This is a genomic window from Sphingomonas sp. SAFR-052 (assembly GCF_051965015.1).
GTDB lineage: Bacteria > Pseudomonadota > Alphaproteobacteria > Sphingomonadales > Sphingomonadaceae > Sphingomonas.
Genome location: NZ_JBQCMO010000010.1, coordinates 95,694 through 111,967, shown reverse-complemented (window position 1 = coordinate 111,967; position 16,274 = coordinate 95,694). Strand labels below are relative to the sequence as shown.

General features: G+C 66.7%; 12 protein-coding genes and 1 tRNA gene (1 of these 13 only partly in view). 6 read left to right on the top strand and 7 right to left on the bottom strand.

Annotation, left to right across the window (positions count from 1 at the left end; all coding sequences use genetic code 11):
* Positions 1–87 precede the first annotated feature (87 nt).
* Positions 88–1,413, top strand: a complete 1,326-nt coding sequence (gene trmFO / locus ACTHQV_RS16225; RefSeq protein WP_440491749.1) for a methylenetetrahydrofolate--tRNA-(uracil(54)-C(5))-methyltransferase (FADH(2)-oxidizing) TrmFO — start codon at positions 88–90, stop codon at positions 1,411–1,413.
* On the opposite strand, the gene ACTHQV_RS16220 is transcribed toward trmFO, so the two are convergent.
* Genes ACTHQV_RS16220 through ACTHQV_RS16205 form a run of 4 tightly spaced genes read right to left on the bottom strand, consistent with a single transcriptional unit; the run spans position 1,400 to position 5,770 of the window.
* Entirely contained in the window at positions 1,400–1,651 is a 252-nt protein-coding gene (locus ACTHQV_RS16220; RefSeq protein ID WP_440491747.1) for a DUF3325 family protein, read from the bottom strand. The two genes, trmFO and ACTHQV_RS16220, sit on opposite strands and share 14 nt — an antisense overlap.
* Complete coding sequence (locus ACTHQV_RS16215) at positions 1,648–3,234, bottom strand: PepSY-associated TM helix domain-containing protein (protein ID WP_440491746.1); 1,587 nt, start codon at positions 3,232–3,234, stop codon at positions 1,648–1,650. Before ACTHQV_RS16215 ends, ACTHQV_RS16220 begins: the two co-directional genes overlap by 4 nt.
* Positions 3,231–3,539 (bottom strand): hypothetical protein, encoded by a 309-nt coding sequence (locus tag ACTHQV_RS16210; protein WP_440491744.1) that lies wholly within the window; start codon positions 3,537–3,539, stop codon positions 3,231–3,233. The genes ACTHQV_RS16215 and ACTHQV_RS16210 overlap by 4 nt, the downstream gene beginning before the upstream one ends.
* Positions 3,536–5,770: a TonB-dependent siderophore receptor gene (locus ACTHQV_RS16205; RefSeq protein WP_440491743.1), complete on the bottom strand. Its 2,235-nt coding sequence runs from the start codon at positions 5,768–5,770 to the stop codon at positions 3,536–3,538. Before ACTHQV_RS16205 ends, ACTHQV_RS16210 begins: the two co-directional genes overlap by 4 nt.
* A gap of 140 nt (positions 5,771–5,910) precedes the next feature.
* On the opposite strand from ACTHQV_RS16205, the gene ACTHQV_RS16200 reads away from it, so the two are divergent.
* Positions 5,911–6,537, top strand: coding sequence for a DUF4198 domain-containing protein (locus ACTHQV_RS16200; protein WP_440491741.1), 627 nt, complete (start codon positions 5,911–5,913; stop codon positions 6,535–6,537).
* A 42-nt stretch (positions 6,538–6,579) separates the two neighbouring features.
* On the opposite strand, the gene ACTHQV_RS16195 is transcribed toward ACTHQV_RS16200, so the two are convergent.
* Positions 6,580–8,535, bottom strand: coding sequence for a sialate O-acetylesterase (locus ACTHQV_RS16195; RefSeq protein ID WP_440491739.1), 1,956 nt, complete (start codon positions 8,533–8,535; stop codon positions 6,580–6,582).
* Positions 8,536–8,619: 84 nt separating this feature from the next.
* Positions 8,620–9,375, bottom strand: coding sequence for a FadR/GntR family transcriptional regulator (locus tag ACTHQV_RS16190; RefSeq protein ID WP_440491817.1), 756 nt, complete (start codon positions 9,373–9,375; stop codon positions 8,620–8,622).
* A 293-nt stretch (positions 9,376–9,668) separates the two neighbouring features.
* Between ACTHQV_RS16190 and ACTHQV_RS16185 the strand changes: the two genes are divergently transcribed.
* From ACTHQV_RS16185 to ACTHQV_RS16170, 4 genes are read left to right on the top strand one after another with little or no spacing between them, the layout of a single operon-like run.
* Positions 9,669–11,231, top strand: a complete 1,563-nt coding sequence (locus tag ACTHQV_RS16185; RefSeq protein ID WP_440491738.1) for a glycoside hydrolase family 43 protein — start codon at positions 9,669–9,671, stop codon at positions 11,229–11,231.
* On the top strand, positions 11,228–13,114 hold the full coding sequence (locus tag ACTHQV_RS16180) for an NPCBM/NEW2 domain-containing protein (RefSeq protein ID WP_440491737.1): 1,887 nt from the start codon (positions 11,228–11,230) through the stop codon (positions 13,112–13,114). The genes ACTHQV_RS16185 and ACTHQV_RS16180 overlap by 4 nt, the downstream gene beginning before the upstream one ends.
* A gap of 15 nt (positions 13,115–13,129) precedes the next feature.
* Entirely contained in the window at positions 13,130–14,473 is a 1,344-nt protein-coding gene (locus ACTHQV_RS16175; RefSeq protein ID WP_440491735.1) for a glycoside hydrolase family 27 protein, read from the top strand.
* 29 nt (positions 14,474–14,502) lie between these two features.
* Positions 14,503–16,143 carry a glycoside hydrolase family 43 protein gene (locus tag ACTHQV_RS16170; RefSeq protein WP_440491733.1) on the top strand — a complete coding sequence of 547 codons (1,641 nt, stop codon included), beginning with the start codon at positions 14,503–14,505 and terminating at the stop codon, positions 16,141–16,143.
* A gap of 111 nt (positions 16,144–16,254) precedes the next feature.
* Here the strand turns inward: ACTHQV_RS16170 and ACTHQV_RS16165 are convergent.
* Positions 16,255–16,274, bottom strand: a tRNA-Arg gene (locus ACTHQV_RS16165); it runs 157 nt beyond the window's last position.

Here is a 16,274-nt window from a genome sequence, read left to right as displayed (position 1 = left end):
TACTTCCCCAACGCGTAACCCAACAAATCGACGGTCCGTTTCGTACGTTCATTGCCGGTTGGGCTTGTCCGGCCTAGACGCCCCGTCATGCAGTATGACGTTCACATCATCGGCGGCGGGCTCGCCGGGTCCGAGGCCGCGTGGCAACTGGCACAGGCCGGGGCGAAGGTCCGTCTGTCGGAAATGCGCGGCGGCGGCGACAGCACGCCCGCGCATCAGGGCGACGATCTGGCCGAACTGGTCTGTTCGAACAGCTTCCGTTCGGACGACGCCGAATCGAACGCGGTCGGGCTGCTGCATGCCGAGATGCGCGCGCTGGGATCGCTCATCATGGCGAAGGGCGACGAACACAAGGTGCCGGCGGGATCGGCGCTGGCGGTCGATCGTGACGGCTTTTCCGCCGCGGTCACCGCCGCGCTGGTGGCGCATCCCAACATCAGCGTCGTCCGCGAACGGATCGACACCCTGCCCGACAGCGGCATGACCATCGTCGCGACGGGGCCGCTGACCGCGCCCGGCCTGGCCGGCGATATCGGCAGCGCGACGGGGGCAGAGGCGCTCGCCTTCTTCGATGCGATCGCCCCGATCGTCCACCGAGACTCGATCGACATGGAACAGGCATGGTTCCAGAGCCGCTGGAACAAGGGCGACGGCAAGGATTACATCAACTGCGCGATGAACCGCGAACAATATGAGGCCTTCCACGCCGCGCTGCTGTCGGCGGAAAAGGCCGAGTTTCGCGAATGGGAAAACGTCCCCTATTTCGAAGGCTGCATGCCGATCGAGGTGATGGCCGAACGCGGGCTGGACACGCTGCGCTTCGGCCCGATGAAGCCGGTAGGGCTGGATGATCCCCGCACCGGGCGGTGGCCGCATGCGGTGGTGCAGTTGCGGCAGGACAATGCGTCGGGCACGCTGTGGAATATCGTCGGGTTCCAGACCAAGCTGAAGCATGGCGAACAGGTGCGGTTGTTCCGCACCATCCCCGGGCTCGAGAATGCCGAGTTCGCAAGGCTGGGCGGGCTGCATCGCAATACCTTCATCCGCTCACCCGAATTGCTCGATGCAACGCTGCGGCTGAAGGCGCGGCCGCATTTGCGCTTTGCCGGGCAAATGACGGGGTGCGAAGGCTATGTCGAAAGCGCCGCCGTTGGCCTGCTCGCAGGACGTTTCGCTGCCGCCGAACTGGCCGGGCGCAGCGTCACACCTCCGCCGGTCGAGACGGCGATGGGCGCGCTGCTCCATCACATCACCGGTGCGGCGGTGGCCGAGACCTATCAACCGATGAACGTCAATTTCGGGCTGATGCCGCCGATTCCCGGGCGGACGAAGAAGGCCGACCGCAAGAAGATGTACACGTCGCGCGCCCGCGACGCGTTCGAACCCTGGGCGAGCGCGCTTACGGCCGGGTGAGGTTGAGCGCGAGGAAACTCGCCCCCGCCCCCAACATCAGCAGCCCGGTGCCCCCGATCGCACCATAGACCGGCCCCCATGCTGCGAACGCCGCGACGAAGGTCGCGACCACCAGCGCCCAACCGCCGCGGCGTCGCCAGCGAGGGTCGATCGCCGGCCACCGGTCGCGGTGCCGGTCGCTGGCAAGCGCCAGCAGCGCGAAGGCGGCAAGTGCTATCAGTAAGGCGAGCAGGATCATTCGGCGGGTGCCCAGTTTGCGGTGTCGATCGCCGAAACGGCGCGGGCGGCACGACGCCGCGCCTTCGGACGGAAGCGATGGACGCGCCATGCCGCGAAGCCGAAGCCCAGGCCGAGCGCGAGGAACGTCAGGTCGGCACCGGCCAGCACCCAGTCGCCGTGCGCGATCGTCGCGGGCAGGCCGGTCGGCAGCGCGACGATATTGTAGAGCGGCAGGGCGAACAGCAGCACCGCCTGCAACGCCAGCAACTCGACCCATGCCCGTGCGGGCCTGCGCAGCAGGGCGTAGAGGAACAGCACGCTCCAGCCGGCGAACATCATGTTGACCTCGCCATCTGCGCGTGCCGCCATGTCGACCGGCAGCAACCGGTTGGCCCAGAGATACAGCGTCATCGCGATCGGGAAGCCGGCAATGAAACCGACATTCAACCGCTCGACCACCCGGAATCCAAAATGCGGGTGCGCCGGATCGGGCAGCCGCTCGCGCCGCTTGACCGTCCACAGCACCAGTCCGCTGGCCACCATCAGCGATCCGGCGATGCCGCACAGGAAATACAGCCAGCGCATCGGATAGTCGCCGAAGCGCCCGGCATGTAGCCCGACCATCACCCCCTGCGTCTCGACCGCGCCGCCGGGCGGCGGGGCGCGCCAGGTCAGCCGCCCGGTCACGCCGTCATAGGCGAGTGCCGGGGTGCGCGCCGACAGCATCGACGTGCCCGACTGGGTCAGCGTGATCCGCGCCGCGGCATCGCCCGGATTGAAGACGGTGATATAGCCGACCTGTCCGCCCAGCCGCCGTTCGGCATCGCGCAGCACCGGGGCCAGCGGGGTCAGCGGTGCAGGCCGTTCGGTCCGCTCGACCGCCGGTGCCTCCGGGAACACCGCGGCATAGAATTTGGTCGGATCGTCGTAATGGGCGACGATCGCCCATGGCATCAGCATCGCGATCAGCGTGACCAGCCCGGTATAGGTAATCATCAGGTGGAACGGCAGCGCCAGCACCGCCGTCGCATTATGCCCGTCGAGCCAGCTACGCTGCCCCTTCCCCCGGCGCAGCGTGAAGAAATCGCGGAAAATCTTCTTGTGGGTGACGATGCCGGTGAAGATCGCGACCAGCATGAACATCGCGGCGATGCCGACCAGCCAGCGCGCCCAGAAGACCGGGACATAATGCAGGTCGAAATGGAAGCGATAGAAGAAGTCGCCGCCGCGGGTTTCGCGGGCGGTCCCCTCCTGCCCGTCGCTGCCGATAAAGGCGCGGGTATCGCGGCGGCCGCGGCGGCGTTCCTCGCCCGGCTTGACCTGCGGCACCCAGAAGACCTCGCCACCGGCACTCTCCGTACCGGGCACGGTGATGAACCAACTTTGCGCATCGGGGGCGCGGCGGTTCAGGAAGGCGACGGCGCCTTCGACAACCCGCTCGCGATTGGCGATTGGGGCCAGTTCGGGTCGTGCCCAGCGGTTCAGCGCCTCCCGCCAATATGCGGAGGTGCCGGCGACGAAGATCGCGAACAGCAACCAGCCGAGCAGCAGCCCCGACCAGGTGTGCAGCGTCGATTGCGACTGGCGAAATCCCTTGCTCATATCCGCCCCCAGATGGCGACCGATCCCCAGGTGAACGCGCCGGCGACCGCGCCCGCCACGACCAACGTCCATAGCGCCCGCCAGCCGCTACGCGCCGCATAGGCCCACATGGCGGCGAGCGCGCAGAGCAGCAGCGCGATCAGCGCCGCCGCCATCGTCGTCTGCACCGGATCGCCCGGCAATATCCGCGCCAGCGCCATCGCCCACAGGCTGGCGACGGCATAGCCGACCGGCAGCGCCGCGATGAGCCGCAGCGCATTGTCGGCCAAGCGCCGCCACAGGATATGCCGCGCCTGTGCGATCACGGGAAGTTCACCCTGACACTGGCGAACACGGTGCGCGGGCTGCCATAATAATTGCCCCGCCCGGTCGAGGAGATACGGGCATAATAGCTGCGGTCGAACAGGTTGTTGACGTTGACCGCCAGCGACAGATTGTCGGTGATCCGGTATCCGGCGCGCAGGTCGGCGACCGTATAGCTGCCCTGCCGCACGATCGTGGACGGCGTGCGCAGCGTGCCATTGGCGTTATAGACCGGCGGGTTGCCGCTCCACGTGCCGTCGAACCAGGTCACCCCCGCGCCGATGCTCGCCCCCGCGAGCGGGCCGTCGCCGGCTTCGTAATTGGTGAACAGCTTGACCATATGTTCCGGGATGACCGGCAACAGGCTGAGCCCCTCCAGCACCGGATTGGCGTCCTCCAGATATTTCGTGCGGGTGAAGGTATAGCCACCATTGACCCGCCAGCCGGGCAAAATCTCGCCGCTCGCCTCCGCCTCGATGCCGCGCGCACGGACCTTGCCGATCTGATAGGCAAGCGTCGGTTCGTTGGGATCGTTGAACAGGCGGTTGGTCTGCGTGATCTGATAGAGCGCCGCCGACAGCAGGAGCCGCTTGTCCATCAGCGACAGCTTGCTGCCGACCTCATATTGTTCGCCGATCAGCGGCTCGACCGCACCGCCGCCGGGCAGACTGCGGCCGGCGGGCGGGGCCTGTGGCGTGAAGCTGTCGGCATAGCTGGCATAGAGGTTCAGGTCGCCGGTCACGTCCCATACAATGCCGGCATAGGGGGTGAAGCGTTCGTCGAAGCTGTAGCGGCTGGGCAGCGGGATCGATCCGGTCGCGACACGGGTGGTGGTGATGGTCGTGTCCCACCACGTCATCCGCCCGCCGCCGACCAGCGTCAGCCCGGTGAGCGGGCTCAAGCGCATCTGGCCGTACAGGCCATATTGCTCGATGTCGGTCAGCGACCCACCATAGACCTGCGTGACCGGGCCGTTCGGTCCCTGGAACGCCGGCAGCGGGCCATAGGGGTCGAGTGGCGGCTCGGCCGGTGAGACGGGGTCGAAGACGTTGATCCGCGCATAGTTGGACAGGCGGGTGAAATCCGATGTCGCCGAGCTCGCCTGATAATCGGCGCCGAGGATCAGCGTCTGGTCGCGGCCGAAGGCGGGGAAGCTGCCGACGCCATTGAAGTCGAACGAGCGGGTCTGCATCGCGCTGTCGCCGCGATAGGCGATGTGGTTGGTGGTGCCGCCATTGGCGGGCGTCACCGGCTGGTTGCCGATATAGCTGTAGATATCGATGCGATCGACGTTGGTCAGCAGGCCGGTCGCGCGCAACGTCCACCGGTCGCTGACGCGGTGCGCCAGTTCGACGAAGCCCGACCAGCTTTCCGAACGGAACCGGTTCCAGTCGGCGCCGAGATAGGTCGAACGGTCGACGTCGAGCAGCCGCCCGTCGCTGCCGTCCGCACCGCCGACGAACCCGGGCAGGCCCGACTGAATCGCCGGTTTGAACAGGTCGTAATTGCCACCGACGGTCAGCGTCGTGCGATCGCCGATCTCGGTATCGGCCACGCCGAATGCCGCGAAGCGATAGCGGTGGGCGATGTCGAAGAACTGGTCCTGGTCCTGCACCATCGCGCCGAGGCGCAGGCCGGAGCGGTCGCCGAGCGGTGTCGACATGTCGACCTCACCCCGGACATTTTGGAAATTGCCATAGCCGGCCAGCGCGCTGACGGCGAAGGTGTCGAGCGGCCGCTTGCGCACCAGATTGATGCTGCCCGCCGGATTGCCCGCGCCGCTGAACAGCCCGGCCGGCCCGCGCAGCACCTCGACCCGGTCGTACAGGAACAGGTCGGGCACGACCGCCGGAAAGCCGAAGGCAAAGGTGGGGACGCCGTCGACGAGGTAATTGTTGATGGTGAAGCCGCGCGACAGATAGGACGGGTCCTCGCTGCTGATCCCGGTCACGGTCACGCCGTTGGTGACGATCAGCGCGTCTTCGAGGGTGAAGAGGTTGCGTTGCTGCAACTGCGTCTGATCGATCACGGTGATGGTGTTCGGCACGTCCTTCAGCGGGGTGACGGTCTTGCCGACCGCCTGCCCATAGCTTTTGCCGACGACGATGATCTCTTCACCACGTTGCGCGTCCGATTCCCCCTCCGCCGGAACGACCGGTTCGGCCAATGCCGGGACCGCTGCTAACATCGCGAGCAGTCCCGCCAGCGTCGTCGTGCGTACCGGACGCTTCATCATTCCCCCTTTGCGAGTCACTTTCAATATGCCTCGCATTAACGGCCCGAAATGGACATTGCAACGCTATTGCGACCTACTCTCATTAGAACTATGCGGGAGCCATGGCGTCGTGGACGTGGACCGTACAGGAGAGATCGATGCGAACCTTGGCTTTTATTCTCGCGCTGGCGCTGCCGGCGGTGGCCGATGCCCATGAAATCTGGGTCGAGCGCGACGGCACCGGCCCGGCGCGCATCTATCTGGGCGAACCGGCCGAGGCGCTGCCGCCGGGTGGTGATCCCGAATTCAAGCGACTGGTCGCGCCGCGCATCGTCGGACAGACGGGCGCGCAGTTGCAGCGCAAGGTCGGCTATCTCGAAGCGTTAGTGCCGGCGGGCGACGTGCGCGTAACCGACGATTCGGTGTTCGCGCCATGGGGTGACGCCGAGGCAAAGGAAGGCGTCGTCTATTATGCGCGCGCCGGTCGTGCCGAGACCGCGACCGCCATGCCCTATGAGATCGCGCCGCTCACCGCCGGTGGCCATCGTTTCGCGCTGATGCAGGGCGGCAAGCCGGTGAAGGCCGCCAAGATCACCGTCATCACCCCGGAGCGCAAAAGCGTCGAGATGACTGCGGATGCCGAAGGGGCGGTCACGGTGCCGGTTACGGCGAAGGGGCGCTACCTGTTGACCGCGGCGCAGGCCGAGACGGGGAAGCTGCGCGTCGCCGGCGGACCGGTCGACAAGCTGCACCACATCGCGACGACCAGCTTCGTCGCAGGGTGATCGACCGGGCGGCGGGGCTTCCTTCCCGCCGCCCGAAGACCGTCAGCGCACCGGCAGTTCGAACGGCGCCGCCGGCAGGTCGGCGCCATCGAACAGGTTGACGAACGGCGCATCGGCCCAGGCGTAGCGCACCGCCGTCACCTCCGGCCGGTTGGCGCCGGGCAGGACGACCGTATCGCCCTCGACCCGGCCGTCGACGAAGCTGCACATGGTGCCGGCGCAGCGTTCGAACCCGATCGCCCCTGCCCCGCCATAGCGTTGCAGGCCGCCGGTCACGTTGCGGAAGCGCACGACGATATCGCTGCCCTGCCGCGCCGCCTCGGCCGCTTCGGGACCGCTGCGCAGACCCGGCTGGCCATAGGCGACGACACGCGCCAGCCGGGCCAGCCGCTCGCCGATCACCGTCTTTTGCGCCGGGTGGATATCGAACCGGTCGCCGACGTCGATGGTGACGGCGAGGCCGGCATGGGCATCGGCGGCGACCGCCTGTGCCTGCGACTGGCGCAGCGCCGCCCAGCCCGAATCGCGCGGCGCGGTGGCGGGCTTGCCATAGCTGGTCAGTTGCACGACGAAGAACGGCAGCTCGGGTGCGGCGAAGGCGCGCCGCCAATCGGCCATCAGCGTCGACATCAACCCGCGATAGGCTGCAGCCTGCCCGGTGTTCGATTCACCCTGATACCAGGCCGCCAGCTTGAGCCCGTATGGCGCGATCGGCGCGATCATGCCGTTGTAGAGCGTGGTCAGGCTGTTCGGCACGTCCCATGGCGCCGGACCGACCGCGACGTCCTTCAACACCGAGCCGATCCGGTAGCGCCACGGCCCCGCCAGCGGCACCGCCCCGCCATCGGACAGGCCGATGGTACGGATGCTCATGTCGGTGAAGCGCCCGTCCTGCTTAGGGCCGACCGTGCGGATCGCGATGACGTTGCGCCCTGCGCGCAGCATGCCGGCCGGGATGCCATAGTTGCGCCAAGCCCAGTCGACGCTGCCCCCGCCGACGAAACGGCCGTTGACATAGGTTTCGTCATAGCGTCCGATCGGCCCCAGCCGCAGCGTCTGCGCGGACGCAACTTGTGCCGGGGTCAGGTCAACCGTCGTACGCAGCCAGACGACCCCGCCCAGCCGATCGCGGTCGGCAGCGGGCAGTTGCTCATACTGCGCAGGCACCGTCGCCCATTTGCGATCGTCGTAATCGGCGTTGCGGAACGCGCGTTCGGTCCTGGCCGCCGGGTCGAGCGCTTCCCATGCCTTTTCGCGCCGCACCCCGTCCGCAGCCGTCGCCGCCGCCGGATCGCGGTCGAACATCGCGATCGCGTTCAGGCCCTCGGTAAAGCTGGGCTGTGTCGCCAGCGCCGGCGCGCTGATCCAGCTTTCGATGCGGGTGCCGCCCCATTCGGAGGCGATGATCCCCATCGGCACCTTCTCGGTCCCACGCAGAGAACGCGCCATGAAATAGCAGACCGCCGATGCGTCGCCGACCGTCTCGGGCGTGACGCTGCGCCAATCGACCCGCTTGGCGAGATCGCCGGCGGGCGCAGTCTTGCTGCTGTCGGGGATGGTCGTGAAGCGCAACGCGGCGTCGTTAGCCGACGGGATCACTTCGAGGCCGGTGGCATGCTTGACCTGAAACTCCATGTTCGACTGTCCGCCGCACAGGAACACGTCGCCGATCATGATGTCGGACAGGCGCTGCACCGATGCCGTGCCGGTGCGGACGTCCAGTGTGTAGGGGCCGCCCGCCGGCATCGACGGGAGCGTCGCGCGCCATTTGCCGTCGCTGCCGGTCTGCGCCGTGACGCTGCGATCGTTCAGCTTGACGGTGACCGCCGTGCCGGGCGCGGCATTGCCCCAGATCGCGATCGGGCGGTCGCGCTGCAGCACCGCGTGATCGCCGAAGATATTAGCGAGCGTTGGCGCCGCCGATTGCGCATGGGCCGCCATGCTCCACAACAGCGATGCCGACAGCGCGCAGCCTGCCAGAGCCCGAATCGAACGCATAACCCCTCCCCGACTATTGTGAGCGCTACCATGCAACAGCCGCGCGGGCGGCGCTACCGTCGCGTTTGCACCATGGGGATCGCGTCACATCGCGGTGCGCGTATCCTCCAGCGCCAGCGAGACGAGCGCGGTCATCGCCTCCTCCGCCGCTTTCGCATCGCCAGCCGCCACCGCCTCGAACACACGGGTATGATCGGGCACCGGATCGCGGGGCAGTGCGCGCTGGCGCTGCTTGAACTGCGTCGTCCAGTTGACCGCCGCGCCAATGCTCGCACTCAGGGCCACGAATGTTTCGTTATGCGTGGCATAGATCAGCGCATCGTGGAAATCGCGGTCGGCGGCACGCCCAGCCTCGGTCGCCAGTGTGTGGCGGCGCATCCCGCCCAGCGCGGCGCGCAACGCCTTAATATCGTCTTTGTCGCGCCGCTCCGCCGCCAGCCGCGCTACCGCCGGCTCGACGACCGCACGCAGTTCGAACAGACCGCGGATGAATGCGATGTTCGGCTCCCCCTCGAACGCCCAGGCGAGCACCATAGGGTCAAGGAAATTCCACCGTCGCCGGGGCAGCACCCGCGTCCCGATCTTGGGTCGGCTCTCGACCAGCCCCTTGGCGGTCAGCACCTGCACTGCTTCGCGATAGGCGCTGCGCGAGACGTCCAGCGCCTCGGCATTGGCGACTTCGCCGGTCAGCAATTCGCCCGGCGCGATCCGGCCGGACACGATGGCGGTACCCAGATAATGCGCCACCGCACCGCGTAGCCGGCGGCCCGACCCTTTGCGTGCCGGGGCGGCGGGTTCGTCCGACAGCGTTCCGGCGACGCCCTCGTCGATTTCGGCCATGTCGATATCCTGCCCCTTCGTGCTCACACAGCTTCCTTCGCCCTCAGCGTCGACGCGGCGGCCGGCAGCGCAATGTAGAGGTAATAGGCCGCGGTTCGATGTCGGTTCGATCCTTGCACACGATGCTACGGACCCGGACAGCCGCCGTCAAATCGGGCAGGACAGGACCAGTTTCGGATCAAAGCGCGGCAGTTCGGTCAATACGTTACCGCTACCACGAACGGCGTTGACGCATGGGCGCGGGGCGAATACCCAGACAATAAACGGCCGCAAGTCGCCGGACAGGGAGAGCGATGTTGGCTACCAGATCGATCCGAGCGACGTTGTTCGTCACCATCGCCGCGCTGGCCGGCACCGCCCCGGCACAGGTGTGGCGCGCCGATCAGGGCGATGGCAGCTATCGCAACCCGATCCTCTATGCCGATTATCCCGATCCCGACATCATTCGCGTCGGCAGCGATTATTATTTCGTCACCACGACCTTCGCCAATGCGCCGGGCCTGACACTGCTCCATTCGAAGGATCTGCTCAACTGGCAGATCATCGGCCATGTCGTACCCCGGCTGGACGATCGGCCCGAATATAACCTGACCGATGGCAAGAACGCCTATCGGCGCGGCCTGTTCGCAGCCAGCCTGCGCCATCACGCCGGCACCTTCTATATCGCGGTGACCCCGGTCGGGCAGAATACGCGCATCTACCGCACCCGTGATCCGCGTGGAGCCTGGACGATGAACGAGCTCGATCGGGCGGCGTTCGATCCCGGCTTGTTCATCGAACCGGACGGCTCGGCCTATATCGCCACCGCGATCGGATCGGACGGGACGACGCGGCTGCTCAAGCTCGACCGCGATCTCCGCAAGGTCGTCGACGATCGCAAGATCCATTACAATGCCGGGGCGGAAGGATCGAAGATCATTCGCCGCGGCGACTATTACTACCTGTTCAACGCGATCCCGCGCCGGCTGGGCCTGACGGTATCGCGCGCGAAGAGCCTGTACGGGCCGTGGGAAACCCGGCCGCAGATCGACGACAAGAGCGGCGGTCATCAGGGCGCGTTGGTCGATACGCCGGACGGGAACTGGGTCGGTTTCGTGATGATCGATTCCGGTTCGATCGGTCGGATGACGAACCTGAGCCCCATATTCTGGCGTGACGACTGGCCGGTCTGGGGTACGCCGGATGCGCCCGACCGGGTGCCAGAGCGTGCGGCCAAGCCGATCAAGGGCTTTCCCTTTGTCGAACCTGCGACCTCCGACGATTTTTCCGGGTCGAAGCTCGGGCTGCAATGGCAGTGGAACCACAACCCGATCGACGCGCGCTGGTCGCTGACGCAGCGGCCGGGCTTCCTGCGGCTGCGCCCGACCCAGGCGGACGGTTTTTGGACCGCGCGCAATACGCTGGTCCAGAAGGCGCAGGGACCGCGCAGCCGGGCGGAGGTGAAGCTCGATATCGCCGATATCCGCAGCGGCGACCGCTGCGGCTTCGGTACCTTCGGCCAATATAGCGCGACGCTGGCGGTGACCCGCGATGCGAAGGGCGCGGCGTCGCTGGCGATGGACCTGATCGAAAGCACCGATACCGGCCCGAATATCGACAACCGGGTTGCTGCACAGCCGATCGCCGGACGCGATCTGTGGATGGCGATGGACCTCGACTTCACTACCGACCGGGGCCGCCTGTCCTATAGCAGCGACGGCAGACGCTGGCAGCCGATCGGTGGCGACTTCCCGCTCGCCTTCGCCTGGCGGACCGGAACGTTCCAGGGCGAGCAGATGGCGATCTTCTGCTATAACCCCGCCCCCGGCGCCGGCTTCCTCGACGTCGACAGCTTTACGCTGAAGGCCGCGAAGTGAAGCGCTGGCTGCTCGCCGGCATCGCCGCGCTGCTGCCGCTGGCCGCCGCCGCACAGGATTTGCGCCCGACCGGCCGCTGGAGTGCGAATACCGAAGGGCGCGCGCAGCTGCCGCCGATGGGTTGGAACAGCTGGAACGCCTTCTACACCGATATCGACGAGGAAAAGCTGCTCGCGTCGGCAACGATCATCATCGACACCGGGCTGGCGAAAAAGGGCTATCGCTACGTCAACATCGATGACGGCTGGTGGCTGCAACGGCGCCAGTCGGACGGGCGGGTGCTGATCCGCACCGATACCTTTCCGTCGGCGCGAACCGCCGATGGCAATACCAGCTTTCGCCCGCTGACCGATCGGCTGCACGCCATGGGGCTGAAGGCCGGCATCTATTCGGACATCGGCCGCAATTCCTGTGGCCAGGTGTTCACGTCGAATATGCCGAACCAGCCGCAAGGGTCGGTACTGGAACGGGAAATCGGGCTGTACGGCCATGTCGATGGCGACATCCGGACCTATTTCGCCGAATGGGGTTTCGATTACATCAAGGTCGATGGTTGCGGCATTCGCGGGCTTGGGCCGGACAGTCCGGCGGTGCGCGGCGGGCGGCACCGGGTGTTCCAGCCGCTGGTCGATGTCGACTCGCTCGGTCGCACCGACATTCCCGCTACCCGCAAGCTGTACGAGGATGTCGCGAGCGCGCTGCGGCGGCACAATCCCGATGGCGACTATATCCTATCGCTGTGCCTGTGGGGGGCGGCCGATATCCGGTCGTGGGGCCGCAATATCGGCGGCACGTCGCGCACCAGCGAGGATATATCTGCCACTTGGAGTCGGATGCTTCATAATCTCGACAGCACGGCGCGTCGCCCGCTCTATGCCCATCCGGGGTCGTGGAACGATACCGACATGCTGTTCGTCGGCACTGGCGAATTCGATGCCAGCCATCTGACCGAGGCGCGATCGCACTTCACGCTGTGGGCGATGGTCAATGCGCCGCTGCTGATCGGCTATGACCTGCGCAAGGCGACGCCCGAACTGCTCGCGATCCTCGGCAACGAGCGGATCATCGCGCTCAATCAGGATGCAGCGGGCAATCAGGCGGTGCTGGCGCATGACAGCGACGATGTGCAGATTTTCGTCAAGACGCTGGCCAGTGGCGACAAGGCGGTGGCGATCCTGAACCGGCTGAACCAGCCGGTCGAGGCGGTGCTGACCGCCGATCATCTGAAGCTGCTAAGCGATGCCGATATCGACCTGACCGACCTCTGGCGCGGTACGGCCAGCCGCTTCCGGGGCGAACGCAAATTGCAACTGGCGGCACACGAGACGCTGGCCTTCGTCGCACGCGGCACGCGGCGGCTGGCCGACGGACGGTATCTGTCCGAAATGCCCGGCCGGGTGAACCCGGCGGTGGACGGCGTCGTCGTGCCGGAGGTCGAGCCGCTGATCCATCGCGGGATGCTGCCATGGCGCAGTTCGCGTGGTGATGGCGAGCGGCCGCGCTATGGCGGCTGGGGCGGCGCGCAGGCCGACAGCACCCCCTATGGCGAGACGGCGGGCGTCGCGGGGCGCCGCTTCCAAACCGCGATCGGCGTGCTTGCCAATTCGCGGATCGAGGTCCGCAACACGACCGCGCGGCGCTTCACCGCGACGGTCGGCGTCGACGACAGCGCGCGCGACCGCCGCTATCCGGTGACCTTCCGCATCTATGGTGACGGCAGACTGCTCGCCTCGTCGAAGCCGCTGCGCTTCGGTGAGACCGCCGCACCGATCGCCGCCGACGTGCGCGGCGTCAAGCTGATCGAACTGGTCGCCGCGGGCGAGCGCGGCGCACGGTTCAACGATCCGGTGGTGTGGGGCGATGCCGCGCTGCTCGACCGATAATTGGGGGAACGGGGCATGACGACCGACGGAATCACACGGCGCGGACTGATCGGTGCGGCAGGCGCGGCACCGATCATTGCCGGCGCGGCGCGAGCGGCACCGCGGACCAAGGCAAAGCTCGCCCAGACGCCGCCGATGGGGTGGAACAGCTGGAACAGCTTCGCCACGACGATCACCGAAGCGCAAGCGCTGCAGACCGCGCGGATCATGCGCGACAAGCTGCTGCCCGCCGGCTATTCGATCTTCACCATCGATATCCAATGGTATGAACCCGGCGCCACCGGCTACGAATATCGCGCCGATGCAGTGCCGGTGCTCGACGGTTATGGCCGATTGCAGCCCGATCCGAAACGCTTCCCCTCCGCCGCCGATGGTCGCGGCTTTCGCGCCATCGCCGATCAGGTTCATGGCATTGGCCTGCAATTCGGTATCCACCTGATGCGCGGCATCCCGCGCGAGGCGGTGCGCCGCAACTTGCCGATCCTCGGGACCCGCTACCGCGCGCAGGACATTGCCGACCCGTCGAGCATCTGTTCGTGGAATGGCGACATGTACGGCGTCGACATGCGCCGGCCGGGCGCGCAGGCCTATTATGACAGCGTGTTCGCGCAATATGCCGAATGGGGCGTCGATCTGGTCAAGATGGACGATATGAGCCGCCCCTATGACGCGCACGCGCCGGAGATCGAAGCAGCGAGCGCGGCGATCAAACGCTCGGGCCGCCCGATCCTGCTGAGCCTCTCCCCCGGCGAAACGCCGGTCGCAAGCGGCGATCATGTCCGCACGCACGCGCAGATGTGGCGCATCAGCGACGATTTCTGGGACGAATGGCCGCTGCTCGACGCGCAGTTCGTCCGGCTGGAGAATTGGCAGCGTTTTGCGGGTCCGGGCGGCTGGCCCGATGCCGACATGCTGCCGCTCGGCCGACTGGCACTCGGCAAGCGCGACACCAAGTTCACCCCGGCCGAACAGCGCACGTTGATGACCCTATGGTCGATCGCGCGATCGCCGCTCATCATGGGCGGCGACCTGCGCCATCTCGACGCGGCGACGCTTGCACTGCTGACCAACCCGGAAGTCATCGCCGTCAACCAGGCCAGCACCGCCAACCGCCCGCTGCATGTGCAGGACGGGATGCGCGCCTGGACCGCAAGGGCAGCGAATGGCGGCACCTACCTCGCGCTGTTCAATCCGGGCGACAAGCCACGGAAAACCGGCGTCGATCTGCGCTGGTTGAAGCTGAACGGTCCGGTCCGGGTCCGCGACCTGTGGGCGCGCCGCGACATCGGCACCGCCTCCACACGGGTCGAGGCCGATCTGCCGCCGCACGGTGCCGGCCTTTACCGCCTCGACGCCTGACCCCATCCCCATTGCGACAGGAACAAGTGATGCTCCGACCTCTGATGACCGGACTGGCCCTCATCGCCAGCACCACCGCACTTGCCGAACCGGCGCGGTTCAGCCGCTTCACCTATGAAGGCCGCAGCGTCGAACGTGCGACGCCCGGCCCCGACCAGTATCGCAATCCGATCCTGTCGGGCTATTATCCCGACCCGTCGGTCACCCGCGTCGGCGACGACTATTATCTCGTGCTGTCGTCCTTCGCCCATTTTCCGGGGCTGCCGATCTTCCATTCGAAGGATCTGGTCAGCTGGACCCAGATCGCCAACGCGATCAGCCGGCCCGAACAGCTCGATTTCACCGGGCGGCGCGTGTCGGAAGCGGTGTTCGCACCCGACATATCCTATCACGACGGCACCTTCTACATCGTCAACACCTGCGTCGCGTGCAAAGGCAATTTCGTCATTACTGCCAAGGACCCGAAAGGCCCATGGTCGAACCCGATCTGGCTGCCGTTCGAGGGTATCGACCCGTCGATCTACTGGGAGGGGGACCGCGCCTATATCGTCAACAACCGCGCGCCGAACGAGCCGCCGCGCTATGACGGCCACCGCGCAATCTGGGTGCAGGAATATGACTGGCGCGCCGGCCAGATGGTCGGTGCATCGACGCAGCTCATCAACGGCGGCGTCGACATCACCAAGAAGCCAGTGTGGATCGAAGGACCGCACATCTTCCGCAAGGACGGCTGGTATTATCTGACCGCTGCCGAGGGCGGGACCAGCGTCAACCATTCGCAGGTCGCCTTCCGTTCCAAAAGCCTGCGCGGGCCGTTCACGCCGTGGAGCGGCAACCCGATCCTGACCCAGCGCGACCTGCCCGGCGACCGCGCCGATCCGGTATCGGCGGCGGGCCATGCCAAGCTGGTCCAGACGCAGAATGGCGACTGGTGGGCGACCTTCCTCGCGGTGCGCCCCTATGGCGACGATTACTACAATATCGGGCGCGAGACGTTCCTCCTGCCGGTGACGTGGAAGGACGGCTGGCCGACGATCCTGCCCGCCGGACAGCGCGTACCGTTCGTCGCCGCGCGCCCGAAGCTGCCGCGCCAGCCCGCGCCAAAGCTGCCGACCAGCGGTAACTTCGGCTATGTCGACGAGTTCGACGGCAACACGCTGGCCATGCAGTGGATCGGCGTGCGGACGCCCAAGGCACCGGTGTATCGCGTGGCCGGTGGGGAGTTGCTGATCGACGGCGGCGCGCCGATCGGCGACCTAAATGGAGTGCCGGGCTTTGTCGGTCGACGCCAGCAGCATCATATCGCGACGATGGGCACGACGGTCGCCTTCACGCCGCAGCGCGACGGCGACCGTGCCGGGCTGGCGGCGATGCAGAATGACGAAAATTATCTGTTCTTCGGCGTCACCCGGCTGGACGGCAAGCGGGTCGTCGCGCTCTACACGCGGAACAAGGGGGCCGAGGAACTGGTCGCCGCCGCCCCGGTCGCGAACAACGCGCCGGTCACCCTGACCATCCGTGCCGATCGCGGCACGATGGCGTTCGACTATATGACGGGCGGCGCGAAGCGGACGCTCAGGAGCGACGTCGACGTCCGCTTCCTCAGCACGAAGGTTGCAAGCGGCTTCGTCGGCACCGTCGTCGGGCCTTATGTCTGGCAGGCGAAATAACCGGGATGAATTGCGGGAGCGTCGCAGCGGCGCTCCCCATTTTCGAACGAACGGTTCGGTACCGTAGACAAGGAAAACCCCGCCAGACCGTTAGTCAGGCGGGGTTTTCCATGGCGCACCCGGAACGATTC

What these genes read in the sequence shown, in the direction of transcription:
- trmFO (WP_440491749.1), top strand. Translation starts at nt 88, where the DNA reads ATGCAGTATGACGTTCACATCATCGGCGGCGGGCTCGCCGGGTCCGAG.
- ACTHQV_RS16220 (WP_440491747.1), bottom strand. Translation starts at nt 1,651, where the DNA reads ATGATCCTGCTCGCCTTACTGATAGCACTTGCCGCCTTCGCGCTGCTG.
- ACTHQV_RS16215 (WP_440491746.1), bottom strand. Translation starts at nt 3,234, where the DNA reads ATGAGCAAGGGATTTCGCCAGTCGCAATCGACGCTGCACACCTGGTCG.
- ACTHQV_RS16205 (WP_440491743.1), bottom strand. Translation starts at nt 5,770, where the DNA reads ATGAAGCGTCCGGTACGCACGACGACGCTGGCGGGACTGCTCGCGATG.
- ACTHQV_RS16200 (WP_440491741.1), top strand. Translation starts at nt 5,911, where the DNA reads ATGCGAACCTTGGCTTTTATTCTCGCGCTGGCGCTGCCGGCGGTGGCC.
- ACTHQV_RS16195 (WP_440491739.1), bottom strand. Translation starts at nt 8,535, where the DNA reads ATGCGTTCGATTCGGGCTCTGGCAGGCTGCGCGCTGTCGGCATCGCTG.
- ACTHQV_RS16190 (WP_440491817.1), bottom strand. Translation starts at nt 9,375, where the DNA reads ATGGCCGAAATCGACGAGGGCGTCGCCGGAACGCTGTCGGACGAACCC.
- ACTHQV_RS16185 (WP_440491738.1), top strand. Translation starts at nt 9,669, where the DNA reads ATGTTGGCTACCAGATCGATCCGAGCGACGTTGTTCGTCACCATCGCC.
- ACTHQV_RS16175 (WP_440491735.1), top strand. Translation starts at nt 13,130, where the DNA reads ATGACGACCGACGGAATCACACGGCGCGGACTGATCGGTGCGGCAGGC.
- ACTHQV_RS16170 (WP_440491733.1), top strand. Translation starts at nt 14,503, where the DNA reads ATGCTCCGACCTCTGATGACCGGACTGGCCCTCATCGCCAGCACCACC.